General features: G+C 70.9%; 22 protein-coding genes and 3 tRNA genes. 10 read left to right on the top strand and 15 right to left on the bottom strand.

Annotation, left to right across the window (positions count from 1 at the left end; all coding sequences use genetic code 11):
* Nucleotides 1–22: 22 nt before the first annotated feature.
* Entirely contained in the window at nt 23–784 is a 762-nt protein-coding gene (locus ACIP4P_RS41395; RefSeq protein ID WP_400928458.1) for a DUF881 domain-containing protein, read from the bottom strand.
* A gap of 168 nt (nt 785–952) precedes the next feature.
* On the opposite strand from ACIP4P_RS41395, the gene crgA reads away from it, so the two are divergent.
* Nucleotides 953–1,201, top strand: a complete 249-nt coding sequence (gene crgA / locus ACIP4P_RS41390; RefSeq protein WP_270145659.1) for a cell division protein CrgA — start codon at nt 953–955, stop codon at nt 1,199–1,201.
* Nucleotides 1,202–1,537: 336 nt separating this feature from the next.
* On the opposite strand, the gene ACIP4P_RS41385 is transcribed toward crgA, so the two are convergent.
* Nucleotides 1,538–2,458, bottom strand: a complete 921-nt coding sequence (locus ACIP4P_RS41385; RefSeq protein ID WP_400928455.1) for a rhomboid family intramembrane serine protease — start codon at nt 2,456–2,458, stop codon at nt 1,538–1,540.
* A gap of 184 nt (nt 2,459–2,642) precedes the next feature.
* On the opposite strand from ACIP4P_RS41385, the gene ACIP4P_RS41380 reads away from it, so the two are divergent.
* Complete coding sequence (locus tag ACIP4P_RS41380) at nt 2,643–3,341, top strand: DUF5324 family protein (RefSeq protein ID WP_400928452.1); 699 nt, start codon at nt 2,643–2,645, stop codon at nt 3,339–3,341.
* A 66-nt stretch (nt 3,342–3,407) separates the two neighbouring features.
* Here the strand turns inward: ACIP4P_RS41380 and ACIP4P_RS41375 are convergent.
* The 13 genes from ACIP4P_RS41375 to dnaA form a co-directional block, all read right to left on the bottom strand.
* Nucleotides 3,408–3,480: transfer RNA gene (locus tag ACIP4P_RS41375), tRNA-Ala, on the bottom strand.
* A 168-nt stretch (nt 3,481–3,648) separates the two neighbouring features.
* Complete coding sequence (locus ACIP4P_RS41370) at nt 3,649–3,777, bottom strand: DLW-39 family protein (protein ID WP_014137031.1); 129 nt, start codon at nt 3,775–3,777, stop codon at nt 3,649–3,651.
* A gap of 301 nt (nt 3,778–4,078) precedes the next feature.
* Nucleotides 4,079–4,152 (bottom strand) — tRNA-Ile (locus ACIP4P_RS41365).
* An 89-nt stretch (nt 4,153–4,241) separates the two neighbouring features.
* Nucleotides 4,242–4,318 (bottom strand) — tRNA-Ile (locus ACIP4P_RS41360).
* A gap of 16 nt (nt 4,319–4,334) precedes the next feature.
* Nucleotides 4,335–5,708, bottom strand: coding sequence for a class I SAM-dependent methyltransferase (locus ACIP4P_RS41355; RefSeq protein ID WP_400928449.1), 1,374 nt, complete (start codon nt 5,706–5,708; stop codon nt 4,335–4,337).
* Nucleotides 5,709–5,965: 257 nt separating this feature from the next.
* A complete protein-coding gene (locus ACIP4P_RS41350; RefSeq protein ID WP_400928445.1) occupies nt 5,966–6,712 on the bottom strand; it encodes a DUF3566 domain-containing protein in 747 nt (248 codons plus the stop codon).
* A 145-nt stretch (nt 6,713–6,857) separates the two neighbouring features.
* Nucleotides 6,858–9,404 carry a DNA gyrase subunit A gene (gene gyrA / locus ACIP4P_RS41345; RefSeq protein ID WP_400928509.1) on the bottom strand — a complete coding sequence of 849 codons (2,547 nt, stop codon included), beginning with the start codon at nt 9,402–9,404 and terminating at the stop codon, nt 6,858–6,860.
* A gap of 131 nt (nt 9,405–9,535) precedes the next feature.
* Nucleotides 9,536–11,551: a DNA topoisomerase (ATP-hydrolyzing) subunit B gene (gene gyrB, locus ACIP4P_RS41340; RefSeq protein ID WP_400928442.1), complete on the bottom strand. Its 2,016-nt coding sequence runs from the start codon at nt 11,549–11,551 to the stop codon at nt 9,536–9,538.
* Nucleotides 11,552–11,819: 268 nt separating this feature from the next.
* A complete protein-coding gene (locus tag ACIP4P_RS41335; RefSeq protein ID WP_400928506.1) occupies nt 11,820–12,365 on the bottom strand; it encodes a DUF721 domain-containing protein in 546 nt (181 codons plus the stop codon).
* A gap of 105 nt (nt 12,366–12,470) precedes the next feature.
* Nucleotides 12,471–13,604: a DNA replication/repair protein RecF gene (gene recF / locus ACIP4P_RS41330; RefSeq protein ID WP_350515682.1), complete on the bottom strand. Its 1,134-nt coding sequence runs from the start codon at nt 13,602–13,604 to the stop codon at nt 12,471–12,473.
* Nucleotides 13,605–13,641: 37 nt separating this feature from the next.
* A complete protein-coding gene (gene gnd, locus ACIP4P_RS41325; protein ID WP_400928438.1) occupies nt 13,642–14,517 on the bottom strand; it encodes a phosphogluconate dehydrogenase (NAD(+)-dependent, decarboxylating) in 876 nt (291 codons plus the stop codon).
* A gap of 218 nt (nt 14,518–14,735) precedes the next feature.
* Nucleotides 14,736–15,866 carry a DNA polymerase III subunit beta gene (dnaN, locus tag ACIP4P_RS41320; protein WP_350515684.1) on the bottom strand — a complete coding sequence of 377 codons (1,131 nt, stop codon included), beginning with the start codon at nt 15,864–15,866 and terminating at the stop codon, nt 14,736–14,738.
* Between the two features lie 934 nt (nt 15,867–16,800).
* Nucleotides 16,801–18,600 carry a chromosomal replication initiator protein DnaA gene (gene dnaA / locus ACIP4P_RS41315; protein WP_400928434.1) on the bottom strand — a complete coding sequence of 600 codons (1,800 nt, stop codon included), beginning with the start codon at nt 18,598–18,600 and terminating at the stop codon, nt 16,801–16,803.
* Nucleotides 18,601–18,954: 354 nt separating this feature from the next.
* On the opposite strand from dnaA, the gene rpmH reads away from it, so the two are divergent.
* The 8 genes from rpmH (at nt 18,955) to ACIP4P_RS41275 (ending at nt 24,845) form a co-directional block, all read left to right on the top strand.
* On the top strand, nt 18,955–19,092 hold the full coding sequence (rpmH, locus tag ACIP4P_RS41310) for a 50S ribosomal protein L34 (protein WP_031067783.1): 138 nt from the start codon (nt 18,955–18,957) through the stop codon (nt 19,090–19,092).
* 18 nt (nt 19,093–19,110) lie between these two features.
* Nucleotides 19,111–19,539: a ribonuclease P protein component gene (gene rnpA / locus ACIP4P_RS41305; protein WP_350515686.1), complete on the top strand. Its 429-nt coding sequence runs from the start codon at nt 19,111–19,113 to the stop codon at nt 19,537–19,539.
* On the top strand, nt 19,536–19,850 hold the full coding sequence (gene yidD / locus ACIP4P_RS41300) for a membrane protein insertion efficiency factor YidD (protein ID WP_350515687.1): 315 nt from the start codon (nt 19,536–19,538) through the stop codon (nt 19,848–19,850). The genes rnpA and yidD overlap by 4 nt, the downstream gene beginning before the upstream one ends.
* A 3-nt stretch (nt 19,851–19,853) precedes the next feature.
* Nucleotides 19,854–20,963, top strand: coding sequence for a membrane protein insertase YidC (yidC, locus tag ACIP4P_RS41295; protein ID WP_350515688.1), 1,110 nt, complete (start codon nt 19,854–19,856; stop codon nt 20,961–20,963).
* Between the two features lie 65 nt (nt 20,964–21,028).
* Nucleotides 21,029–21,559, top strand: a complete 531-nt coding sequence (locus ACIP4P_RS41290; RefSeq protein WP_350515689.1) for a R3H domain-containing nucleic acid-binding protein — start codon at nt 21,029–21,031, stop codon at nt 21,557–21,559.
* A 159-nt stretch (nt 21,560–21,718) separates the two neighbouring features.
* A complete protein-coding gene (rsmG, locus tag ACIP4P_RS41285) occupies nt 21,719–22,564 on the top strand; it encodes a 16S rRNA (guanine(527)-N(7))-methyltransferase RsmG (protein WP_350515690.1) in 846 nt (281 codons plus the stop codon).
* Between the two features lie 269 nt (nt 22,565–22,833).
* On the top strand, nt 22,834–23,784 hold the full coding sequence (locus tag ACIP4P_RS41280) for a ParA family protein (protein WP_350515726.1): 951 nt from the start codon (nt 22,834–22,836) through the stop codon (nt 23,782–23,784).
* On the top strand, nt 23,781–24,845 hold the full coding sequence (locus ACIP4P_RS41275; protein ID WP_400928426.1) for a ParB/RepB/Spo0J family partition protein: 1,065 nt from the start codon (nt 23,781–23,783) through the stop codon (nt 24,843–24,845). The genes ACIP4P_RS41280 and ACIP4P_RS41275 overlap by 4 nt, the downstream gene beginning before the upstream one ends.
* Nucleotides 24,846–24,905: the final 60 nt, after the last annotated feature.

Raw genomic sequence — 24,905 nt, 5'->3', positions numbered from 1 at the left:
CGCTGTCACGTCCGCCCGTCCGCTACTGTCCGCCCGCCGAGCGCAGTTCGGTGGTGCCGGAGTACCCGGGCAGCGTCAGGTCGCCGCTCTCCTGGACCTTCCAGCCCAGGCCGTACGCCTGGACGTACTGCAGGTAGTTGCGGATGGTCGGGTCGGCGTCGACGGCCGAGCGCAGGGCGTCCGTCTTCCCCACCGCCTTGACCACGTACGGCGGGGAGTAGACCCGGCCCTGGAGCAGCAGGGTGTTGCCGACGCAGCGCACGGCGCTGGTGGAGATCAGCCGCTGGTCCATCACCTGCACGCCCGCCGCGCCGCCCCGCCACAGCGCGTTGACCACGGCCTGGATGTCCTGCTGGTGGATGACCAGGTCGTTGACGCCGGGCTCGGGTACCCCGGGGATGCGGGCGGTGGCGTTCGGCGGGGCGTCGTTGAGGGTCACGGTCAGTCCGCCGCCCTGCAGCGGCTCCAGCGCCGCGCCGAGCCGCAGGCCGTCCAGTCGGGCCGCGTCGGCGGGGTCGTGGCCCTGCTGTTCGGTGAGCTCCTGCGCCCGGGCCTGGAGGTCGGCCAGCTGGGCCTGCGACTGCTGGTTCTGCGAGCTGCGCTGGCGGATCACGTCGCCCAGGCTGAGCAGCGAGTTGTCGGTCCGCAGGTCGGTGCCCCGGGCGGTCTGCGCGCTGATGTAGAAGAGCAGTCCGGCGAGCGCGAACACGGCGCAGGTCAGGACACGTCCGACAATTCGGATGCCGGAACGGGGGGTGACGGCCTTCCCGGGGGGAATCGACAAATTAGTCACCGTACCCTTATCTCCTTGAGACCCGCCGAGCCACTACGCTAACGGACGCCGGTGGCAGGTCGGGGAGCGGTCCCAGAGCCGTCTTCCACGTCCGACCGTCGGCGTCTCGCCCGCTGCACCTCTGCGCGGTCTCACAGCGCATCGACAGGAGAGCTCCTCGTGCCGAAGTCTCGACTCCGCAAGAAGTCCGACTACACCCCGCCCACGACGGCCGCGGTGAAGATCAGCTCGGGCCGCGGTTGGGTCGCACCGCTGATGCTGGCACTGTTCCTGATCGGCCTGGTCTGGATCGTCACCTATTACGTGACCAGCGGCAGCTACCCGGTCGAGAGCTGGCGGAACTGGAACATCCTGGTCGGCTTCGGCTTCATCGCGGCCGGGTTCGGCGTCTCCACCCAGTGGAAGTGACGCCCCGCGCGTCCTGAGGTTCGAATTCGAGCCTTTTCCGCCGCTTCGGATCGCGGGCCCCGGAGCGGCGGTCAGGCATGCCCCGAGCCGGTCTGCGGTGCGGTCGGTTATCCCCACCATCACACCGTCAGGCTTATCCACATGGTTATCCACACTGGGGAAAAGTCCCCACGGCCTGTGGATAACTTTCCCGGCGCGAGTCGTCCACAGCTGTGCACAACCTCCCGGAAACGCGGAAACCGCACAGCAGGACACGCGTAGAACAACAGTCCACAGACCGGTCGGCGCACAGCCTGTGCACAACCCCGCACCCGCTGTGGACAAACGTCCGAGCCGTCACGCGCCGTAGAGGGCCATCCCGGTCAGCAGCACCGCCGCCTCCAGCACCAGGACCGCCGCCACCGTCAGCCCCTGGACCAGGCCGCGGCGCTCACGCGGGGCGTACATCAGGCCGAAAGCCGCCAGGGCGCCGATCACCAGGCCACCGAGGTGCGCCCGCCAGTCGATGCTGGGCCCGGCGCCACCCGGACCGCCCCGCGCCCCCGAGAAGGTGATCACCAGGTTGAAGACCAGCAGGGCCAGCACCGGGCCGAGCGGGCCCCGGTTCCGCAGCTGCAGCACGACCGTGGCGCCGATCAGGCCGAAGATCGCCCCGGACGCGCCGAGCGAGACCACCCAGTCGCCGGCCACCACGAAGGTCAGGGTGCTGCCGCCCAGCCCGGCCAGCAGGTAGAGGGCCAGGAACCGCAGCCGGCCGAGCGCCTGCTCCAACGGCGGGCCGAGGAACAGCAGCGCCAGCATGTTCATCCCGACGTGCCACCACTCCAGGTGCAGGAAGGTCGCGGTCAGCAGCCGGTACCACTGCCCGGGGCCGTCGGCGACCCCGTACGGGCCGCCGAGGCGGTCCCGCCCGGCGCTGGCCAGCGACCAGACCTCGCCCAGTCGCGGGGTGAGCACGTAGGCGGCCAGGACCCAGACCACCAGGTTGATCCCGATCAGCACCCGGGTGACCAGTCCGCCGTCCCCGGTCGGCGCCCCGCCGAACCGGGTGGTCGCCCGCCGCGTCCCGGCGTGCCCCCGGCCGACGCACTCGGGGCACTGGAAGCCCACCGAGGCCGCCACCATGCACTGGGGGCAGATCGGCCGCTCGCAGCGGGTGCAGGAGATCCCCGTGGCCGTCCCGGGGTGTCGGTGACAATCGGGCAGCCCGCCCCCGTGGGACGGCTCCGTCGACTGTCGCGGCTCGTCCGGGAGCATCAGCGCGTTCCCCTTCCCCTACCCGACCACCGGAGCCGCCAGCCTACTGCGCCCCCGTTCCGACGCCCCGCTCCCGCAGGAGCCCGCGTACGGCCCACCCGGCGTGCCGGAGCACAAATCCGGATGCATGATCAGCATTCAGGTGGATATGTGCATAAAGGACGCCACCCAGGAGGAGAGACTCGTGAGCTTTTCGGACTCGGCCCGTGACACCGCCACCAGGACCCGGGACACCGCCGCACAGTTCGCGGACGGCGCCAAGCAGCGCCTCGGGCCCGCCCTGGACGCCCTCGGCCCCAAGGCCACCCAGGCCGCCCACCACCTCCGTGTCCACTACGACAAGCACATCGCCCCACAGTTCGGCCAGGCCTTCGCCGGCCTGCCGCCCGAGGCCCAGCAGAACGCCCTGAGGGCCTTCCACCGGGCCCAGGAGGCCGCCCTGGCGGCCCGCCTGTCCGCCGCCCGCGCCGCCGACCAGGCCCGCTGCACGGTCGCCCCCAGGGTCGCCCAGGCCGTCGAGGACGCCCGGGCCGCGGTCTCCCCGGTCGCGCACGAGGCCCACTCCCGCGGCGCCGCCGCGCTGACCGCCCTCCAGGGAAACGTCAGCTCGGCCGAGATCAGCGAACTCGCCGCCCGGAACGCCGGGCGACGGCAGCGGTGCGGCGGCTGGACGGCCGGCCTCGCGGTGGCCGGCGTGCTGGCGATCGGCGGCGGCCTGGTCGCCTGGCAGTGGTGGCGCCGGCACAGCAACCCGGAGTGGCTGGTCGAGCCCCCGGCCCCGCAGCCGGAGCGGCCGGCCGGCGCGACCGCCGCCACCGCCCCGGTGAACGGCACCGGTCCGCAGGACGCGGAGCCCACCGGGGACGACGGCCCGCGGTCCTGACCGGCGGGCCCGGAAACGCCGAACGGCGGTCGCCCCGTTTCCGGGTCGACCGCCGTTCAAGCACTGTGGAGCATAGGAGACTCGAACTCCTGACATCTGCCTTGCAAAGGCAGCGCTCTACCAACTGAGCTAATGCCCCTCGACGGCACGGCGCGTGCCGACGGGCACTAGCGTACCGGGTTCCGGCGTCGTTCCGACCGCCGTCCCCGCGAGGAACCGGCCGGTCCGATCGGGTGAGCGGGCCGACCGGTCCGGGAGGCGCTGATCAGCGCCTCCCGAAAACCGTCGATCGTCGGATCGTCCGGGGTCAGCGACCGGCCGGAACCGGGTCGGTGGCCTCGGTCCACAGGTCCTGCTCGGCGCGGTCCGCCTGGACCTGACGGTAGACAAAGAAGCCGCCGAGGGCGACCAGGGCGACCAGGAGGAGCTTCTTCACCGCGGGACCTCGTCCTTCTTGCGTTGGCGGACTCAAGAGCCGGTGCTCCGGCCGGACGGACCGGGCCGACGAGTCCAGATGTGTTTCGAGCGCGAACGGGCTGCCGGGTGCCAGACTGCCCTTGCGGCCGATGATACACACCGGTGTCCCAATCGTGACCAGCCACCGGCGCCGTCAACCCGGCGGTCCGGTCCGAGGATTGACGCCGCACCTCCTGTCGTACGGATCGTCCGCACGCGGTCGGCTCCGCCCGGGAACGCCGAAGGGCCCGGAGTGGATCACTCCGGGCCCTTCGGGGCGGTGGGCCTAACAGGACTTGAACCTGTGGCCTCTTCCTTATCAGGGAAGCGCTCTAACCGTCTGAGCTATAGGCCCTCGCTGCACAGCAGAGCGTACCGGAAGCCGCCCGATCTGCGAAAACAACGTCGAAGGGCCCGGAGTGGATCACTCCGGGCCCTTCGCGGTGGTGGGCCTAACAGGACTTGAACCTGTGGCCTCTTCCTTATCAGGGAAGCGCTCTAACCGTCTGAGCTATAGGCCCTTGCCGCACTGAAAGATTAGCGGACCGAGCGCCGATCCCCCAAATCCGTTCCGGCCGGGGTCGCGGCGGTGACCTCGACGGCCGGGCGCACCAGCCACTCCTCGCGGGTCGGCGGCAGGCCCGAGCCGCCCTCCTCGGTGCTGCGGACGGCGAGGATCTGGTTGACCCCGATCCGGTTCTGCTCGAAGGCGAGCGCGCAGGCGGCCATGTACAGCCGCCAGACCCGGGCCCGGCCGAGGCCGACCAGCCGGACCGCCTCCGTCCAGTGCGCCTCCAGGTTGGCCACCCACTCCCGCAGGGTCAGCCCGTAGTGCTCGCGCAGCGCCTCGACGTCCCGGATCTCGAAACCCGCCTCCTCCAACCGGGCCACGGTGGAACCGACCGGGGAGAGCTCGCCGTCGGGGAAGACGTAGCGGTCGATGAAGGGGCTGGTGCGGTGCGCTTCACCCGGGTGGTCGGGGCGGCGGGCGATCTGGTGGTTGAGCAGCCGGCCGCCGGGCGCCAGCAGCCCGTACAGGCCCTCGGCGTACACCCGGTACTGCACCTCGCCGACGTGCTCGGCCATGCCCACGCTGGAGATCGCGTCGAAGGGGCCGTCGGTGATCTCCCGGTAGTCCTGGAGCCGGACCTCCACCCGGTCGGCCAGACCGGCCTCCTCGACCCGCCGCCGGGCCAGCGCGACCTGCTCCTCGGAGATCGACACGCCGACCGCGGTGACGCCGTAGTGCTTCGCGGCGTGCAGCAGCAGCGAGCCCCAGCCGCAGCCGACGTCCAGCAGCCGCATCCCGGGCCGCAGGCCGAGCTTGCGGCAGATCAGGTCGAGCTTGGCCTCCTGGGCGGCCTCCAGGCTCTTCGCCTCGGGTGTCCAGTAGGCGCACGAGTAGACCATCGACGGGCCCAGCACGAGGCCGTAGAAGTCGTTCCCGACGTCGTAGTGGTGACTGATCGCCGCGCGGTCCCGGCCGCGGCTGTGCAGCCGCCCCGGGGCCCGGCGGACCTCCTCCGGCGGCGGGGTGGGCTGCGGGCCGAGCGCCCCGGCCCGCAGCACGGCGGCGAGCGCCCGGCGGCCCTTGGCGCCGAGGGCGTCGCGCGGCCCGAGGGCCATGGTGCGGATCTCCGGGAGCTCGGCGAACTGGGCGACCGCGTTGAGCGTCTCGTACAGGTCGGTGCCGGGGGCGAGGTCCAGGTCCCCCGCGACGTAGGCCCGGGCCAGACCCAGCTCGTCGGGCTGCCAGAGCAGTCGGCGCAGGGCCCGACGGTTGCGCAGGACCACGGTGGGCGCCCCGGGCGGCCCGGCGACGCTGCCGTCCCAGGCCTGCACCCGCAACGGGATCGGGACACCCAACAGCCCGTCCACTGCCTCGACCAGTTGACCTGCGAGCTTCGCCACCGCGCGCCTCCGTCCAGCCGTCCTGCGGAACCTCACCCGACCCGGTCGGCCGACCGGGGGCGGCCTGTGGCGCTCCCGAGGGCGGGAGCGGGCGGCGTCCAGCTAATCCCACCGCGGACGGCCCGATTCCGGGCGGCACGCCGCGGGGTGCCGGTGTCACCCGAATGCGACGGGCCCCGCAGGCTGCAACAGCCTGCGGGGCCCGTACATTCCGTCTGCGGACGGCGAACTGACCGGTGGTCAGGATCCGGCCGGGATCAGTCCTCCTCGGCCAGGGTCAGCTCGACGCCGCCGGTGAAGCCGGCCGCCGCGTTGTAGATGAAGGCGGAGAGCGTGGACAGCGCGGTCAGCAGGACGACGTCGACCACGGCGATCAGCGTGGTGAACATCATGACCTTGCCGAAGCCGATGTAGTCCATCAGGTTGAGCTGGCTGCTGGCGTTGTCCGCGCCGCCGCCGGTGACGTCCTTGAGCGTCTTGGTCAGCGAGTCGAAGACGCCGAGCGAGTCCAGGGTCATCCACAGCACGGCCGAGGCCACGATGATGATGATCCCGACGGCCAGCGACAGCAGGAAGCTGACCTTCATGACCGACCACGGGTCGACCTTGGTCACCCGCAGCCGGGCCTTGCGGGTCCGGCCGAGACCGCCCGTGACGGTGGCCGGCCCGCCGGCCGGGCGGCGTGCCGCACCGGGCACCGGGGTGCCGCCGGCCGGGGTGTTGCCCCCGGTCCGGGTGCCCCGGGGCGGGGTCGGCTGCCCCTTGGTGTACGTCGTCGGCTGCGAGAAGCCGCCCGCACCGGAGGCCGGGCTGCCGGCCGGGGGCGGGGTCTGGCCCCCGTAGGTCGCACCGGCCTGGCCCGCTCCGCCGACCGGCGGCATCAGCGAGGTGGACGCGGCCGAGTGCTCGGTCGGCGGCTGTCCCGGCACGCCGTACGAACCCCCGCCCTGCGCGCCCGGACGGCCGCCGGAGGGTCCTCCCGCAGCACCCGTGGCTCCACTCACCTGGTCCTCCCGCACTTCCCACCAGGGCGGGGCCGCCCTGATCCGTCACTCGTCATCCAGCGCCCGGCGGGTTTGCCCGGTACTGGTGCGCCCGGTGCCGCCGTGTCCCTTCTCAGGACGCGACGGCACCGGTCTGCGGTTCGGTTCAGACCTCGGCGTCGCCGCCGACCGCCGTCCCCGCACCTTCGGTCTGCTCGGTGGAATCGGCGGACTCGGTGCCCGAGGCCTCGTCCTCCGCCGTCTCCTCGTCCTCGGCCTCCGCGTTGCGGGCCATGCCCACGACCGCGTCGCGCTTACCGAGGTTGATCAGTTGGACGCCCATCGTGTCACGTCCGGTTTCACGAACCTCGGAAACCCTCGTGCGGATCACCCCACCCGAGAGGGTGATCGCCATGATCTCGTCGGTGTCGTCGACCACCAGGGCGCCGACCAGCGAGCCCCGGCCCTCGACGATCTTCGCCGCCTTGGTGCCGTAGCCGCCGCGTCCCTGGACACGGTACTCGTCGACGCCCGTTCGCTTGGCGTACCCGCCGTCCGTGGCGGTGAAGACGTACGTCCCCGGGCGGACGACGTTCATCGAGAGCATCTCGTCGTCCTCGCGGAACGCCATGCCCTTGACGCCGGAGGTGGCACGGCCGGTGGGCCGCAGCGCGTCGTCGGTCGCGGTGAAGCGGATCGACTGGGCCTTCTTGGAGACCAGCAGCAGGTCGTCCTCGGCGGAGACCAGCTCGGCGCCGATCAGCTCGTCGTCCCGGCCCTCCTCGTCCTGGCGCAGGTTGATCGCGATCAGGCCGCCGGAGCGCGGGGAGTCGTAGTCCTTCAGCGGGGACTTCTTCACCAGGCCGGCCCGGGTGGCGAGGACCAGGTACGGCTTGTCCTCGTAGGTGCGGACGGCCATCACCTGGGCGATGTGCTCCTCCGGCTGGAAGGCCAGCAGGTTGGCCACGTGCTGGCCGCGGGCGTCGCGCCCGGCGTCCGGCAGCTCGTAGCCCTTGGCGCGGTAGACCCGGCCCTTGTTGGTGAAGAACAGGATCCAGTTGTGGGTCGTCGTCACGAAGAAGTGGTCGACGATGTCGTCCTGCTTGAGCTGGGCACCGCGCACGCCCTTGCCGCCGCGCTTCTGCGAGCGGTAGAGGTCGGAGCGGGTCCGCTTGACGTAGCCGCCACGGGTGATCGTGACGACGATGTCCTCCTCGGCGATGAGGTCCTCGATCGAGAGGTCGCCGTCCGAGGGGATGAGGGTCGAGCGCCGCTCGTCGCCGTACTTCTCGACGATCGCGGCGAGCTCCTCGGAGATGATCTCGCGCTGGCGGACCGGGGAGGCCAGGATCGCGTTGTACTCGTCGATCTTGCGCTGCAGCTCGTCGTGCTCGTCGGTGATCCGCTGGCGCTCCAGGGCGGCCAGCCGGCGCAGCTGCATCTCCAGGATCGCGTTGGCCTGGAGCTCGTCGATGTCCAGCAGGCCCATCAGGCCGGTGCGGGCGGCGTCGGCGCTGGCCGAGGCCCGGATCAGCGCGATGACCTCGTCGATCACGTCCAGGGCCTTCAGCAGGGCGCGCAGGATGTGGGCGCGCTCCTCGGCCTTGCGCAGCCGGAAGGTGGTGCGCCGGACGATGACCTCGACCTGGTGGTTGACCCAGTGCCGGATGAAGGCGTCCAGCGACAGGGTGCGCGGCACGCCGTCGACCAGGGCCAGCATGTTGGCGCCGAAGTTGGTCTGCAGCTCGGTGTGCTTGTACAGGTTGTTGAGCACGACCTTGGCCACCGCGTCGCGCTTGAGCACGACGACCAGGCGGGTGCCGGTGCGGGACGAGGACTCGTCCCGGACGTCGGCGATGCCGGCGATCTTGCCGTCCTTGACCAGGTCGGCGATCTTCAGCGCGAGGTTGTCCGGGTTGACCTGGTACGGCAGCTCGGTGATCACCAGGCACTGGCGGCCCTGGATCTCCTCGACCTCGACGACGGCCCGCATGGTGACCGAGCCGCGGCCGGTGCGGTAGTAGTCGTCGATGCCGCGACGGCCGACGATCAGCGCGCCGGTGGGGAAGTCGGGGCCCTTGATCCGCTCGATCAGGGCCTCCAGCAGCTCCTCGGCGGAGGCCTCGGGGTTCTCCAGGTACCAGAGCGCGCCGGAGGCGACCTCGCGGAGGTTGTGCGGCGGGATGTTGGTGGCCATGCCGACCGCGATGCCGGTGGCACCGTTGACCAGCAGGTTGGGGATGCGCGCGGGCAGGACGGTCGGCTCCTGCGAGCGGCCGTCGTAGTTGGGCGCGAAGTCGACGGTGTCCTCGTCGATGTCGCGCATCATCTCCATGGCCAGCGGCATCAGCTTGCACTCGGTGTAGCGCATGGCCGCGGCCGGGTCGTTGCCCGGGGAGCCGAAGTTGCCGTTGCCGTCCACCAGCGGCATCCGCAGCGACCACGGCTGGGCCAGGCGGACCACGGTGTCGTAGATCGAGGTGTCACCGTGCGGGTGGTAGTTGCCCATCACGTCGCCGACGACGCGGGCGCACTTGTAGTAGCCCTTCTCGGGGCGGTACCCGCCGTCGTACATCGCGTAGAGCACCCGGCGGTGCACCGGCTTGAGGCCGTCGCGGACCTCGGGCAGCGCCCGGCTGACGATCACGCTCATCGCGTAGTCGAGGTACGAGCGCTGCATCTCGGTCTCGAGCTCGACCGGCTCGATCCGCATCGTCGTCTGGACGGTGGCCTCGGCGGCCTCGGGAGTCTCGGGCTGGTCGCCTTCGGGACGGTTGTCGTCGACCACTGGTGGTCAGTTTCCTTTCACGCGGACTGGTACGTGCGGGGCCTGGGTCGCAGGCGTCACACGTCCAGGAAGCGGACGTCCTTGGCGTTGCGCTGGATGAAGGAACGGCGGGCCTCGACGTCCTCGCCCATCAGCACGGAGAACAGCTCGTCGGCGCGGGCGGCGTCCTCCAGGGTGACCTGGAGCAGCAGCCGGTGCTCGGCGTCCATGGTGGTGACCCGGAGCTCCTCGGCGTTCATCTCGCCGAGACCCTTGAAGCGCTGGATCGCGTCGTCCTTGGGGAGTCGGCGGCCGGCCGCGACGCCGGCGCTGATCAGCGCGTCGCGCTCGCGGTCCGAGTAGGCGTACTCGAAGTCGTCCTTGCCCCACTTGATCTTGTACAGCGGCGGCATGGCCAGGTAGACGTAGCCGGACTCGACCAGCGGCCGCATGAAGCGGAACAGCAGGGTCAGCAGCAGGGTGCGGATGTGCTGTCCGTCGACGTCGGCGTCGGCCATCAGGACGATCTTGTGGTAGCGCAGCTTGGACTCGTCGTAGTCCTCCTGGATGCCGCAGCCGAAGGCCGAGATCAGCGCCTGGACCTCGGTGTTCTGCAGCACCTTGTCGATCCGGGCCTTCTCGACGTTCAGGATCTTGCCGCGGATCGGCAGGATGGCCTGGGTGCGCGGGTCGCGGCCCTGCTTGGCCGAGCCGCCGGCGGAGTCACCCTCGACGATGAAGATCTCGCACTCGGACGGGTCCTTGGACTGGCAGTCCGAGAGCTTGCCCGGCAGCGAGGCGGACTCCAGCAGGCCCTTGCGGCGGGTGAGGTCGCGGGCCTTGCGGGCGGCGACGCGCGCGGTGGCGGCCTGGATGGACTTGCGGATGATGTCCGAAGCCTCGTTGGGGTTGCGGTCCAGCCAGTCGTTGAGCTGCTCGTGGACGACCTTCTGGACGAAGGTCTTCGCCTCGGTGTTGCCGAGCTTGTCCTTGGTCTGGCCCTCGAACTGCGGCTCGCCGAGCTTGACCGAGATGATCGCGGTCAGACCCTCGCGGATGTCCTCGCCGGAGAGGTTGTCGTCCTTCTCGCGGAGCAGCTTCTTGTCCCGCGCGTAGCGGTTGACCAGGCCGGTCAACGCGGCGCGGAAGCCCTCCTCGTGGGTGCCGCCGCCGTGGGTGTGGATGGTGTTGGCGAAGCTGTAGACCCCCTCGGTGTAGGAGGAGTTCCACTGCATCGCGATCTCCACCGAGATCGCCTTGTCCTTGTCCTCCGCCTCGAAGTCGATCACCGAGGGGTGGATGACCTCGCCCTTGCGGGAGTTGAGGTGGGCGACGAAGTCGGCGATGCCGCCGTCGTACTTGTACGTGACGGAGAGCGGCTTGCCCTCCTCGTCCACGTGCTCGGGGCGCTCGTCGGTCAGCGAGATGGAGAGGCCCTTGTTGAGGAAGGCCATCTCCTGGAACCGCCGGGACAGCGTCTCGAAGGAGTAGACGGTGGTCTCGAAGATGTCGGGGTCGGCCCAGAAGGTCACCGTGGTGCCGGTGCGGTCGGTCTCGGCACCCTTGACCAGGGCGGCGGTCGGCGCGCCCATCTTGTAGTCCTGGGTCCAGATGTGGCCGTCCTTGTGGATCTCCACCGCGAGCCGGGTGGAGAGCGCGTTCACGACCGAGACGCCGACGCCGTGCAGACCACCGGAGACGGCGTAGCCGCCGCCGCCGAACTTGCCGCCCGCGTGCAGGACGGTGAGCACGACCTCGACGGCGGGCTTGTCCTGGCCCGGGACGATGTCGACCGGGATGCCACGGCCGTTGTCGACGCAACGGATCGCGCCGTCGGCCATGATCGTGACGTCGATGGTGTCGGCGTACCCGGCCATCGCCTCGTCGACGGAGTTGTCCACGACCTCCTGCACCAGGTGGTGCAGGCCACGCTCACCGGTGGAGCCGATGTACATGCCGGGGCGCTTGCGGACGGCGTCGAGGCCTTCCAGCACCTGGATGTTGCTACCGGTGTAGGAAGCCTGGTCGGTCTGGTCTGGGGTCTGGCTGGGGTTGCCGGAATCGGCCACGAAGCGCCCTCTCTGGCACAGCACGGGCCGCATTCCCGCCCCGTGCGGGCAGGCGTGCGACCACAGCGTTTCGACTCGGTTGCCACTAGCAACAGTGTTTGGCTTTCAGTCTACCGGTACGACTGACAGAGATGGGCGTTTGGCAGCCCTTGAAGGCAGATATGCCGCCCTGAATCCCCTCGGGACATGTCCCGATACTCGCCCGGGGGGCCCGAGGCGCCTGGAAGGGCCGTCAGGGGTTCCGGAAGATCGTGGTCCGATCCCGGCCCGGCCCGGCCGCCGTCGGCCGGGCTCAGCCCCAGGTGTCGCCGGGGCCCTTGCTGCCCGGCGCGCGCAGCCGGCCGTAGCCGCGGGCCGGTGCGGCGGGGCCCAGCACCTTGATGGTCCGCACCGTGCCGTGGCCCAGCTCGTGGTTCAGACGCGCCACCAACTGGCGTGCCAGCCACCGCAGTTGAGTGGCCCAGGCGGTGGAGTCGCACTGCACGGTGAGCACCGCCTCGGCCTCGTCGTAGGAGGAGGGGTGGCAGTGCGCGGAGATGTCCGGGCCGACGATCTGCGGCCAACGCCCCATCACCCCGCCGACCGCGGCCGAGGACTCCCAGCCGCGCTCGGTCAGCAGCCGGTTCAGCGCCGCCCCCAGCGGCACCGGGTCACGGCCGTCCGAACGGGCGCCGCTGCGCAGCCCGTGCCGCTTCGCCTCGCGCTTCTGCTGGACCTGCTCGCCGCGCTGGCGGGCCTGGGCCCGGGCCGCCCGCAGGGCGGAACGCGCGAGGTCGGCCCCGGTCGGCTCGCCGGCTCCGGGACCGGGGGAGGTCTCCGCCGAATCGCTCACGGCGATCTCCTTTCCCCAGCCTGTGGACAACCGATGAGCCGTCCAGCCTACGGGAGCGCGGGCACGCCGGACGTCGGCACCTGCCGTGCCGGGAGTGGGGGAGCGGGTGGATCAGGCGTCGATCCGACGGACGGCGCCGTCGGCGACCGCGAACCGGGCGCCGGCCAGCGCCTTCGGCACGTCCTCGGCCACCGCTGCGGTCACCAGCACCTGCTCGCCGTCGGCCACCAGCTCGGCCAGCCGGTCCCGCCGGGCGGCGTCCAGCTCGGCGAACACGTCGTCCAGGATCAGCACCGGCTCGCCGCCGTCGGCGCGCAGCAGCTCGTACGAGGCCAGCCGCAGCGCGAGCGCGAAGGACCAGGACTCGCCGTGGCTGGCGTAGCCCTTGGCGGGCAGCGGGCCGAGCTTGAGCCCCAGCTCGTCGCGGTGCGGGCCGACCAGGGTGATCCCGCGGTCGACCTCCTGCTTGCGGACCGTCCGGAGCGCCTCCAGCAGCTGCTCCTCGGCCTGCTCCCGGCTGGTCGGCAGCTCGCCCTCGAAGGAGCTGCGGTACTCCAGCGTGGTCTCGCCGCCGCCCGGGGCCACCCGGCCGTACGCGGCCGTCACCAAGGGCTGCAGCGCCGACACCAGTTGGATCCGGAAGGCCGTCAACTCGGCCCCGGCGCGGGCCAGATGACCGTCCCAGACCTCCAGGGTGGACAGGTCGGCGCCCTTGCCGCCGCCGGCCCGCCGGGCCATCGCGGCGGTCTTCAGCAGGGCGTTGCGCTGCTTGAGCACCCGCTCGTAGTCCTGCCGGACCCCGGCCAGCCGGGGGGCCCGGGCGGTCAGCAGCTCGTCCAGGAAGCGCCGGCGCTCGCCCGGATCGCCCTTGACCAGGCTGAGGTCCTCGGGGGCGAACAGCACGGTGCGCAGCAGGCCCAGCACGTCCCGCGGGCGGACGTTGTCGGAGCGGTTGATCCGGGCGCGGTTGGCCTTGCCCGCGGTGAGCTCCAGCTCGACCAGGGTGGACCGGCCGCGGTCCACCACCGAGGTGCGGATCACCGCCCGCTCGGTGCCCAGCCGGATCAGCGGGGCGTCGGTGGCGACCCGGTGGCTGCCCAGGGTGGCGACGTAGCCGATCGCCTCGACCAGGTTGGTCTTGCCCTGGCCGTTGGGCCCCACGAAGGCCGTCACGCCCGGGTCGAGGGGAACCTCGGCCCGGGCGTACGACCGGAAGTCGGCGAGCGACAGGTGCGCGACGTGCATGGCTGTGGACTGCGCTCGCCTTCTGGTGGTGAGGGGACTACTTGGACTCGACCGCGTGGCCGCCGAACTGGTTGCGCAGCGCGGCGATCATCTTCATCTGCGGCGAGTCGTCCTGGCGGGAGGCGAAGCGGGCGAACAGCGAGGCGGTGATCGCCGGCAGCGGCACGGCGTGGTCGATCGCGGCCTCGACGGTCCAGCGGCCCTCGCCGGAGTCGGCGGCCCAGCCGCGCAGCTTGTCCAGGTGCTCGTCGTCGTCCAGGGCGCGGACGGCGAGGTCCAGCAGCCAGGAGCGGATGACGGTGCCCTCCTGCCAGCTGCGGAAGACCTCGCGCACGTCGGTGACCTCGGGGGCGGCCTCCAGCAGCTCCCAGCCCTCGGCGAAGGCCTGCATCATGGCGTACTCGATGCCGTTGTGGACCATCTTGGCGAAGTGGCCGGCGCCCACCGCGCCCGCGTGCACCGAGCCGAAGTCGCCCTCCGGCTTGAGCGCGTCGAAGACCGGCTGGACCTCGGCGACGTGCTCGGCGTTGCCGCCGTACATCAGCGCGTAGCCGTTCTCCAGGCCCCAGACGCCGCCGGAGACGCCGCAGTCCACGAAGCCGATGCCCTTGGCCGCCAGCGCCTCGGCGTGCTTGATGTCGTCGGTCCAGCGGGAGTTGCCGCCGTCGACCACCACGTCACCGGGGGAGAGCAGCTCGGCGAGCTCGTCGACGGTCGCCTGGGTCGCGGCGCCGGCCGGAACCATCACCCAGACCACGCGCGGGCCCTGGAGCTTGGTGACGAGCTCCTGGAGGCTCTCGACGTCGGAGATCTCCGGGTTGCGGTCGAAGCCGATGACGGTGTGGCCGGCGCGGCGGATCCGCTCGCGCATGTTGCCGCCCATCTTGCCGAGACCGATGAGGCCGAGCTCCATGACCAAATCCTTACTGTGGGGACGTGCCTGGCGGCGGCGCCGTTGCCGCACTCCCCGAGCCTACGCTTCCGGGGAATCCGGGCTCCCTGCGGTCGGGGCCGACCGGGGGAGACGTCCACAGGCTGTGCACAGCGGGTGTGCACAGCCTGTGGGAAACCTCGGCGGCCCCGGGACCGTCGGCGGCCGGGCGCCGGCAGCCGATCGTCAGCCGTCAGCCCTCAGCCGGAAAGGCGGACCGGCATGATCAGGTACTGGTACGCCTTGTCCTCCTCGGCGTCCACCGAGACCTTGCCGCTGAGCAGGGCGGGCTTGGTCGGGGTGGTGAAGCTCAGCTGGGCGAAGGGGGAGTCGATGGCCTTGAGGCCCTCCTCCAGGTAGCCCGGGTTGAAGGCGATCGAGATGTCGTCGCCCTCCAGGTCGGCCTCGATCCGCTCGGTGGCCTGGGCGTCGTCGCCCGAGCCGGCCTCCAGGGTCAGCACGCCCTGCTCGAAGTTGAGCCGGACCGGGGTGTTGCGCTCGGCGACCAGCGAGACGCGCTTGAGCGCCTCCAGGAAGGGCTGGGTCTGGATCGCGGCGACCGCGCTGAACTCGGTCGGGAACAGGCTGCGGAACTTGGGGAACTCGCCCTCCAGCAGCCGGGTGGTGGTGCGACGGCCGGCGCCCTCGAAACCGATCAGGCCCTCGCCCGCGCCGCCCGAGGAGAGCGCGATGGAGACGGTGTCGCCGCTGCCCAGGGACTTGGCGATGTCCTGGAGGGTCTTGGCGGGCACCAGGGCGACCGCCGAGATGTCCGACTGCTCGGGCTTCCACAGCAGGTCGCGCACGGCGAAGCGGTAGCGGTCGGTGGCGGCCAGGGTGATCCGGTCGCCCTCGATCTCGACCCGGACACCGGTGAGCACCGGCAGGGTGTCGTCCCGGCCGGCCGCGACGGCGGCCTGGCTGACCGCGGAGGCGAAGACGTCGCCGGCGACGGTGCCGGTGGCGGTCGGCATCTGGGGCAGGGCCGGGTACTCGTCCACCGGGAGGGTGGGGAGGGTGAACCGGGAGCTGCCGCAGACCACGCTGACCCGCTGGCCGTCGGTGGAGATCTCCACAGGCCTGTTGGGAAGGTTGCGCGAGATGTCGTTGAGCAGGCGACCGGAGACCAGGACGGTGCCGGCCTCCTCGACGTCCGCCTCCAGCTCGACCCGGGCCGAGACCTCGTAGTCGAAGCCGGACAGCGCCAGGCTGCCCTCCTGCGCGGTCAGCAGCAGGCCGGCCAGCACCGGCACCGGCGGCCGTGCCGGGAGGCTGCGGGCAGCCCAGGCCACCGCCTCCGCGAGGACGTCACGCTCCACCCGGAACTTCACCGGTAACCGCCTCCTGGTTCGAGCGCTCCCGCTCGCACTCTGGTTCGTCTGATCTTGATCGTCGGTCCGCCTGTCCGCCGAGCGCTAGCACTCCGCTTCCAGTCGCAAAGGACAGTCTGACGTACTCCGCCGACAGACGGGGCAGACGGGCGGAAGCGAGGCCGAACAGATGTCGGGGAGCGCTTGTCCACAGATTTCGGGCCCACCCACTTTGAAAGCAGGTTCACGGTCTATCTGTGTAGCGGTAGTAGTAGGGCCTGTGGAAACCGTGGATAACCCCGTTTCCGCAGGTCAGCGCCCGGATTTTGTCCACAGTGGGTGTGGACGGCGGCTGTGGACGGACGGGCCGCGCTGTGGACAGCCGAGCGTTACCCACAGGGCACGCTGGGTATCCACAGGTTATCCCCAGGACTGTCCCCAGATCCGGGCCCGGTTATCCACGGGCGCCGGTCAACTTTACGTGACGCCTTTCACACCAGGGTATGAACGGGCGCCCAAGGTTGTCGAACTGTGGACCCGGCTGTGGACAACCTGGGGATAACCGCCCCGACCCTGGGGACAACCGGTGGATAACCCGGACGGCCCACTGGTGGCCCGTCAATTGTCCACACCCTGTGGATAACCGTTGTGCACAAGTCCACAGGCACCTGACCTGCGCGGAAGAGCGTAGCGGCGACGGGCCTGTGGACGAATTCTGGATAACTCCGGACTCCCTGGCCTGTGGACTGTGCAGAAGGGGCCCGTCCTGTGGACAACTGCCCTGCGCGCCCTCGGTTTTCGAATCACCGGTCAGTTGTTCGGCGCCGGCTGTGGACTGGCGGGACGTCCGTCGGTCGGATTCCTGCCCAGCCGCCGCCGGCGACACACCTGTGGATGCGCGAAAAGGGCGTCAGGATCGCTCCTGACGCCCTTCCCCGGCCCTGCCGGACCGGCGCTAGCTCTTGATGCGGTTGGTGAGTTCGGTGACCTGGTTGTAGATCGAGCGCCGCTCGGCCATCAGCGAGCGGATCTTGCGGTCCGCGTGCATCACCGTGGTGTGGTCGCGGCCGCCGAACTGCGCGCCGATCTTCGGCAGCGACAGGTCGGTGAGCTCCCGGCACAGGTACATGGCGATCTGACGGGCCGTCACCAGCACCCGGCTGCGCGAGGATCCGCAGAGGTCGTCCACACCCAGGCCGAAGTACGCGGCGGTCTGCTGCATGATGACCTGCGCGGTGATCTCCGGCCCGGCGTCCTCGTCGCCGCCGGGGATCAGGTCCTTGAGGACGATTCCGGCCAACTCCAGGTCCACCGGCGCCCGGTTGAGGTTGGCGAAGGCGGTGACCCGGATCAGGGCGCCCTCCAACTCCCGGATGTTGCGGGTGATCCGGGACGCGATGAACTCCAACACGTCGGCGGGGGCGTTGAGTTGCTCCTGGATCGCCTTCTTGCGCAGGATCGCGATCCGGGTCTCCAGCTCCGGCGGGGTGACGTCGGTGATCAGCCCCCACTCGAAGCGGTTGCGCAGCCGGTCCTCCAGCGTGGTCAGCAGTTTGGGCGGCCGGTCCGAGGACAGCACGATCTGCTTGTTCGCGTTGTGGAGGGTGTTGAAGGTGTGGAAGAACTCCTCCTGGGTGGACTCCTTGCTCGCCAGGAACTGGATGTCGTCCACCAGCAGGATGTCCATGTCCCGGTAGCGGCGGCGGAAGGTGTCCGCCTTGCCGTCCCGGATCGAGTTGATGAACTCGTTGGTGAACTCCTCCGAGGACACGTACCGCACCCGGGTGCCCGGGAAGAGGCTGCGCGAGTAGTGCCCGATGGCGTGCAGCAGGTGGGTCTTGCCCAGCCCGGACTCGCCGTAGATGAAGAGCGGGTTGTACGCCTTGGCCGGGGCCTCGGCGACGGCCACCGCCGCCGCGTGCGCGAAGCGGTTGCTGGCGCCGATGACGAAGGTGTCGAACAGGTACTTGGGGTTCAGCCGGGCGGCCGGCTCGTCCTTGCGGGAGCCGCCGGCCGGGGGAGCGCCCGGCGGGGCGGGCACCCCGGGGACGGCGGGGCGCTCGGTCGGCGGCTCGGCGGCCGACTTCTCGGCCGGGCGGCCGCCGGTGGGCCGGGAGCCGTGCCCGCGGCGTCCGGCGCCGGCGCGGGGCTGCTCGCCGGGACCGGGGCCGTAGGCGCCGCCGAAGAGGTCGCCCTGGGTGGTCGAGGGCGGGCTGGGGAGCGGCCGCGGGGCCTGGCGGGGCGAGGGGTCCTCGGGCTCGTGGTACGGCGCCTGCGGCTCCTGGAAGCCGGGCCAGGGCTGGGCCGGCTGGCCGCCGTAGTGCGCGGGGCGCTGCTCGTAGCCGCCGGTGTCGTAGCGGGGGCGCTCGTAGTCCTGCTCGTACGACTGCCGCTGGTAGTCCTGGCCGCCGTAGTCGGCGTCCTCCTCGACCGGGCCCGGGTAGGGCTCGGCGGGGGCCTGGGGGGCGGGCGCGGGGGTGGTCGGCACGGCGTTGGCGTCGACCATCACGGCGATCCGGACCGGGCGGCTGAGCTCGCGGCTGAGCGCGTCGGTCAGCTGCGGCAGCAGCCGGCCCTCCAGCACCTGCTTGGCCCGCTCGTTCGGGGTCGCCAGCAGGGCGGTGTCGTGCATCATCCACATCGGCTGGGTGCGCTGCACCCACTGCTTGTCCATCTCCCCGATATCGGGGTCGTTGACCAGCCGCTCGACGACCCGAGCCCAGACCGGGACGAGGTCGCTGTTGCCATCAGCCACTGGTGCACGCTTTCCAAGAACAAACCAGACAAGTCCTGCAACGGTAGTCAGCGAACAGGAACGGATCAAGTCGTTGTCCACAGGCTGTGGGTAAGCGGCCCCCGGACGACCGGTTTGACCCTCGTGCCCCATCCCGCGTACCGTAACCAGGTCGAGTTGTCGATGGCCGCTGCCGCATGTCCGCGGGTCCACCCGCTTCCATAAGGCGCGCAGCACGGGCGCCGTGGATTGCCCAAGACCCCAGCCGAACTGGGGCGATGGGCCGGATTTCCGAAACATAGGGAGATCACGCGGACGCACGGTGACGGCCAAGCGACCCCCCGTCATCCTACGATTCACCTCAGGAGCCCCCGAGTGAGCAAGCGCACCTTCCAGCCGAACAACCGTCGTCGCGCGAAGACCCACGGTTTCCGTCTGCGTATGCGTACCCGCGCCGGCCGCGCCATCCTGGCTGCCCGCCGTGGCAAGGGTCGCGCCGCCCTGTCCGCCTGATCCGCACCAGAGTCTGTTGTGCTGCCCTCCGAGAATCGGCTGCGGCGGCGCCAGGACTTCGCGACCGCGGTGAAACGCGGTCGCCGGGCCGGCCGGCCCCTTCTGGTCGTCCATCTCAGCAGAGACGGTGACCCGCAGGGGCAGACCGACCGGACCAGCGACTCCCGCCCGCACGTCGCCGAGGGGACTCCTTCGGCGCGTGCGGGTTTCGTCGTGAGCAAGGCCGTTGGCCCGGCGGTCGTTCGCAACCTGGTCAAGCGCCGGTTGCGCCATCTCATCCGTGATCGTCTGTCCAGGCTGCCCGCCGGTAGCCTGATAGTGGTGCGTGCGCTGCCCCAGGCCGCGACCGCCTCGTACCAGGAACTCGAACGGGACCTGGACGCGGCGCTCAAGCGGTTGCTGCGGGTGGAGCCCGCCACGACGGCGCCGACGGGAGCAGGGCGATGAAGTACCTGCTGATGGGTCTGATCAGGGTCTACCAGTGGACCATCAGCCCACTGCTCGGTCCGGTCTGCCGTTACTACCCCTCCTGCTCGCACTACGGCTTCGAAGCCGTGAAGGTGCACGGGGCGGTGAAGGGCGGCGGGCTGACCGTCTGGCGCATCCTGCGGTGCAATCCCTGGTCGCCCGGCGGGGTGGACCACGTTCCGCCGCGCAAGCACCCGGTGTGGCATCGCCGGCTGCGTGATCTGCTGAGCCCCAAGAGCGGGACCGCCGAGCCGGAGCCGGTGGCGAAGCCCGATGTCCAAGGAGTCTGACCGGTGACCTTCGGTTTTCTGAGTCCCCTCTACACAGCGGTGTCCTGGATCATCGTCCAGTTCCACTCGCTGTACAGCAACGTCTTCAACCCGGACGGCGGCTGGGCCTGGGGGCTCGCCATCGCCTCCATGGTGGTCGTCATCCGGATCTGCCTGATCCCGCTCTTCGTGAAGCAGATCAAGGCGACCCGGGCCATGCAGGCGATCCAGCCGAAGATGAAGGCCATCCAGGAGCGCTACAAGAACGACAAGCAGCGCCAGTCCGAAGAGATGATGAAGCTGTACAAGGATGCGGGTACCAACCCGTTCTCCAGCTGCCTTCCCATCATCGTCCAGGCGCCGTTCTTCACCGCCCTCTACGGCGTGCTGTCCAACGTGGCCAAGGGCCACGACATCGGTGTGATCCACGGTCCCCTGCTGGTGAGCGCCGGCAAGGCGCACATCTTCGGCGCCCCGCTCTCCGCGACCTTCGTCAGCAGCCCCGAGACCAGCGTCAAGATCGTCACCGCGGTGATGATCATCATGATGTCGCTGTCGCAGTTCGTCACCCAGCGCCAGCTGATGACCAAGAACGTCGACCTCACGGTGAAGACGCCGTTCATGCAGCAGCAGAAGATGCTGATGTACGTCTTCCCGGTGATGTTCGCCGTGATGGGCATCAACTTCCCGGTCGGCGTCCTGGTCTACTGGCTGACCACCAACGTCTGGTCGATGGGCCAGCAGCTGGTCGTCATCCACAACAACCCGACCCCGGGCAGCAAGGCCTTCTCGGAGCGCCAGGCGCGGCTGAAGAAGGCCGGCCGACTGCGCGCGGACGGCACGGAGATCAAGGGCCCGCTCTGGGGCATGCTGCCCCCGTCCAAGACGGCCATCGCCGAGGCGGCCTCCGCCGCCACCGTGGTCGAGGACGCGGTCCGGGCCAACCGCCAGCAGCCCCGTCGCCAGACCAAGGCCCAGCGCCAGCAGGGCGGTACCACCCAGGCCGTCGAGGCGGGCGAGGACACTGCGGTCGAGGCGCCCGCCGAGGAGGCCGCGGCCAAGCCCGGCGGCACCAAGCAGGGCACCCGGCAGCAGCCCAAGCGCGGCGGCCAGCGGCCGAAGAAGAAGTCCTGACCGACTTCTGCGAAGAGCTTCGTTCCCCGCCCGCCAGCCGGGCCCATCCCCGAAGGAGTCCATCAGTGACGGAAGGCACCACCTCCGCCATCGAGGCCGAGGCCGCCGGCAGCGCCGACGAGAGCATCATCACCCGCCTGGAGCAGGAGGGTGACATCGCGGCGGACTACCTGGAGGGTCTGCTCGACATCGCGGACCTCGACGGTGACATCGACATGGACGTCGAGGGCGACCGCGCCCTGGTCTCCATCGTCAGCGACGGCAACGACCGCGCGCTGCAGCGCCTGGTCGGCCAGGACGGCGAGGTGCTGGAGGCCCTGCAGGAGCTGACCCGGTTGGCTGTCCACCGGGAGACCGGCGAGCGCAGCCGTCTCATGCTGGACATTGCCGGCTTCCGGGCCCGCAAGCGCGAGGAGCTGGCCGTCCTGGGCGCCGAGGCCGCGGAGCAGGCCAAGAGCAGCGGCGAGCAGGTCAAGCTGCGGCCGATGACGCCCTTCGAGCGCAAGGTCGTCCACGACGCGGTCGCGGCCGCCGGTCTGCGCAGCGAGTCGGAGGGCGAAGAGCCCCAGCGGTGCGTGGTCGTGCTGCCGGCCTGAGGCCGACGGACCGACGACCGGTCGCCGCGGCGGCCGGTGAGCCTTGCCTGACGCGACCCCGTCCGCCTCGTGCGGGCGGGGTCGTTGTTCCTTCTGGGATGTTTCACGTGAAACAGTGCGTTGAGCGGGTCGGTGGATCCGGAGATCGGAGAGGTCGAGATGGACACGGAGAGCGCGGCCACCGGCCGTCCGGGGGCGGACGTGAACCCTGACGCCGAGCAGCGGACCGAGGCGCCCGAGGCACCGGAGACGCCCGAACTGGACGTGCTGGCCGAGGCGCCGGCCGCCGCCCGGGTGGTCTTCGGCGACCGCTTCGACGCCGCCGTCCGCTACACCGAGCTGCTGGCCACCGCGGGGGTCCGGCGCGGCCTGATCGGGCCCCGCGAGGTGCCCCGGCTGTGGGACCGCCACGTCCTCAACTGCGCGGTGCTGGCCGAGCTGCTGCCGGCCGGCTCCACCCTCTGCGACGTCGGCTCCGGCGCCGGCCTGCCCGGCATCCCGGTGGCGCTGGCCCGTCCGGACGTCTCGGTGACCCTGCTGGAGCCGCTGCTGCGCCGGACCACCTTCCTGGAGGAGGTCGTCCGGGAGCTGGCCCTGGAGAACGTCACGGTGCTGCGCGGCCGGGCCGAGGAGATGGTCGGCAAGCTCGCGGTGGACGTGGTGACCGCCCGGGCGGTGGCGCCGCTGGACCGACTGGCCGGCTGGGGCATGCCGCTGCTGCGCCCGCACGGGCAGATGCTGGCGCTCAAGGGCGACAGCGCGGAGCAGGAGCTGGCCGACTCGCGCGCCGGGCTGGCCAAGCTGGGCGCCGTCGAGTGGTCCGTGATCTCGGTCGGTGAGGGCACCCTGGAGACCTCGACCCGGGTGGTCCAGGTCAAGGCGGGGGAGAGCCCCGGCGGGGTGAAGGCCGCGACCCGACGGGCCAAGATGGCCCGGGCCGGGCGCAACGCCGGTGCCAAGCCGGGCCAGGCCGGCGCCCGGGGCACGCGGCGCCGCAGCCGCTGACCCCGGCCAGCACGACGCCTGACGGGCGGACGGTTCCCCTTCTCGACGGGGGAGCCGTCCGCCCGTCGTCGTTCAGGTGACCGATCGGCCTCCGGGGGGAAACCGGAGTGTCGCAACGTCAGATTTCCGGCATAGCGGGCATGGTGTTTCACGTGAAACGTCGCTCCCTGCTCTCCGGAATCCTTGGTCGTGGTCGGGCGGCGACTGTTGCCGCTCCGGTTTCACGTGAAACACTGAGCCCCATGCAGGACTCGGAGACCATCGACCAGATCGATGACACGCCCATCGCGCGGGCTGCCCAGGCTGCGGTTCAGGCGATCGGCCGAGCGGGGGAGGGGCTGCCCCGGCCCGCGGCCACCCGGGTGATCGTGGTCGCCAACCAGAAGGGTGGGGTGGGCAAGACCACCACCACCGTGAACATGGCCGCCTCGCTGGCCATGCACGGGCTGCGCGTCCTGGTGGTCGACCTCGACCCGCAGGGCAACGCGTCCACCGCCCTCGGCATCGACCACCACGCCGAGGTGCCGTCCATCTACGACGTCCTGGTCGAGGGCAAGCCCCTGGCCGACGTGGTCCAGCCGGTCGTGGACGTGGAGGGGCTCTTCTGCGTCCCCGCGACCATCGACCTGGCCGGCGCCGAGATCGAGCTGGTCTCGCTGGTGGCCCGGGAGAGCCGCCTGCAGCGGGCCATCGCCGCCTACGAGCAGCCGCTGGACTACATCCTGATCGACTGTCCGCCCTCGCTGGGCCTGCTGACGGTCAACGCCCTGGTGGCCGGGCAGGAGGTGCTGATCCCGATCCAGTGCGAGTACTACGCGCTGGAGGGCCTCGGCCAGCTGCTGCGCAACGTCGATCTGGTGCGCGCCCACCTCAACTCCTCGCTGCACGTCTCGACCATCCTGCTCACCATGTACGACGCCCGGACCCGGCTGGCCGCGCAGGTCGCCGAGGAGGTCCGGACACACTTCCAGAACGAGGTGCTGAGCACGGCGATCCCGCGCTCGGTGCGCATCTCGGAGGCGCCCAGCTACGGGCAGACGGTGCTGACCTACGACCCGGGTTCGACCGGGGCGCTCTCGTACCTGGAGGCCGCCCGCGAGCTCGCGCTGCGCGCGGTGGGCCAGGGCGGCGGCTCGCTGGTGGGTCAGCAGCGGGACGGCAGCGGTACGGGGCACGGCGCCCCGATGGCACAGCACGGTACGACGGAGGGTCATCAGTGAGTGGTCGCAGGGGTCTGGGACGAGGGATCGGCGCGCTGATCGGCCCCGCCGCGCCGGCTGACGGCGGGGCGGCGCAGCCCGCCGCGGCCCCGTCCGCGCCGACCTCGGTGGTGGCGACCGGCACGACGTCGCCGGCCTCGGTGCCGGTGCTGCCGGGCGGTCGCGGCACGGTGGCGGCCCGGATCGCGGGGTTGAAGCGGGCGGAGCAGCTGCAGCCGGTCCCCGGTGCCTCCTTCGCCGAGCTGCCGCTGGACGCGATCACCCCCAACCCGCGTCAGCCGCGCGACGTGTTCGACCCGGACAAGCTGGAGGAGCTGGTCAACTCCATCAAGGAGGTGGGCCTGCTCCAGCCGATCGTGGTGCGTCAGGTCGAGGCCGAGCGCTACGAGCTGATCATGGGTGAGCGCCGCTGGCGGGCCTCCCGGGAGGCCGGGCTGGAGCGGATCCCGGCGATCGTCCGGGCCACCGAGGACGACAAGCTGCTGCTGGACGCCCTCCTGGAGAACCTGCACCGGGCGGAGCTGAATCCGCTGGAGGAGGCCGCCGCCTACGACCAGCTGCTGCGCGACTTCTCCTGCACCCACGAGGAGCTGGCCGACCGGGTCGGCCGCTCGCGCGAGCACGTCTCCAACACGCTGCGGCTGATGAAGCTCACGCCGTCCGTCCAGCGCCGGCTGGTGGCCGGAACGATCATGGCGGGGCACGCCCGGGCCCTCCTCGGCGTGCCGGACGCCGAGGACCAGGAGCGGCTGGCCACGCGGATCATCGCGGAGGGTCTCACGGTGCGCAACATCGAGGAGATCGTCAAGGTGATGCGGCTGGAGCAGAAGCCCAAGCGCCAGACGCCGAAGGCGGGCAAGATCATCTCCCCGGCCTTCAACGACCTGGCGAGCCGGCTGTCGGACCGCTTCGACACCCGGGTCAAGGTCGAGGTGTCCCAGCGCGGCGGCAAGCTCGGCAAGGGCAAGGTGGTGCTGGAGTTCGGCTCGGTGGAGGACCTCAACCGGATCCTGGACAGCATGGCTCCGGGCGAGGACGGTCTGCGGCTGTCGCAGGGCTAGCCGGTCCACCGGATCGAGGGCAACGACCCGATGGGTGCATGTGCCACGTGAGCGCCGTTT

The organism is Kitasatospora sp. NPDC089509, from assembly GCF_044749365.1.
Lineage (GTDB): Bacteria > Actinomycetota > Actinomycetes > Streptomycetales > Streptomycetaceae > Kitasatospora.
The sequence above is the reverse complement of the archived record's forward strand: the minus strand, read 5'-3'. Positions and strand labels throughout refer to the sequence as shown.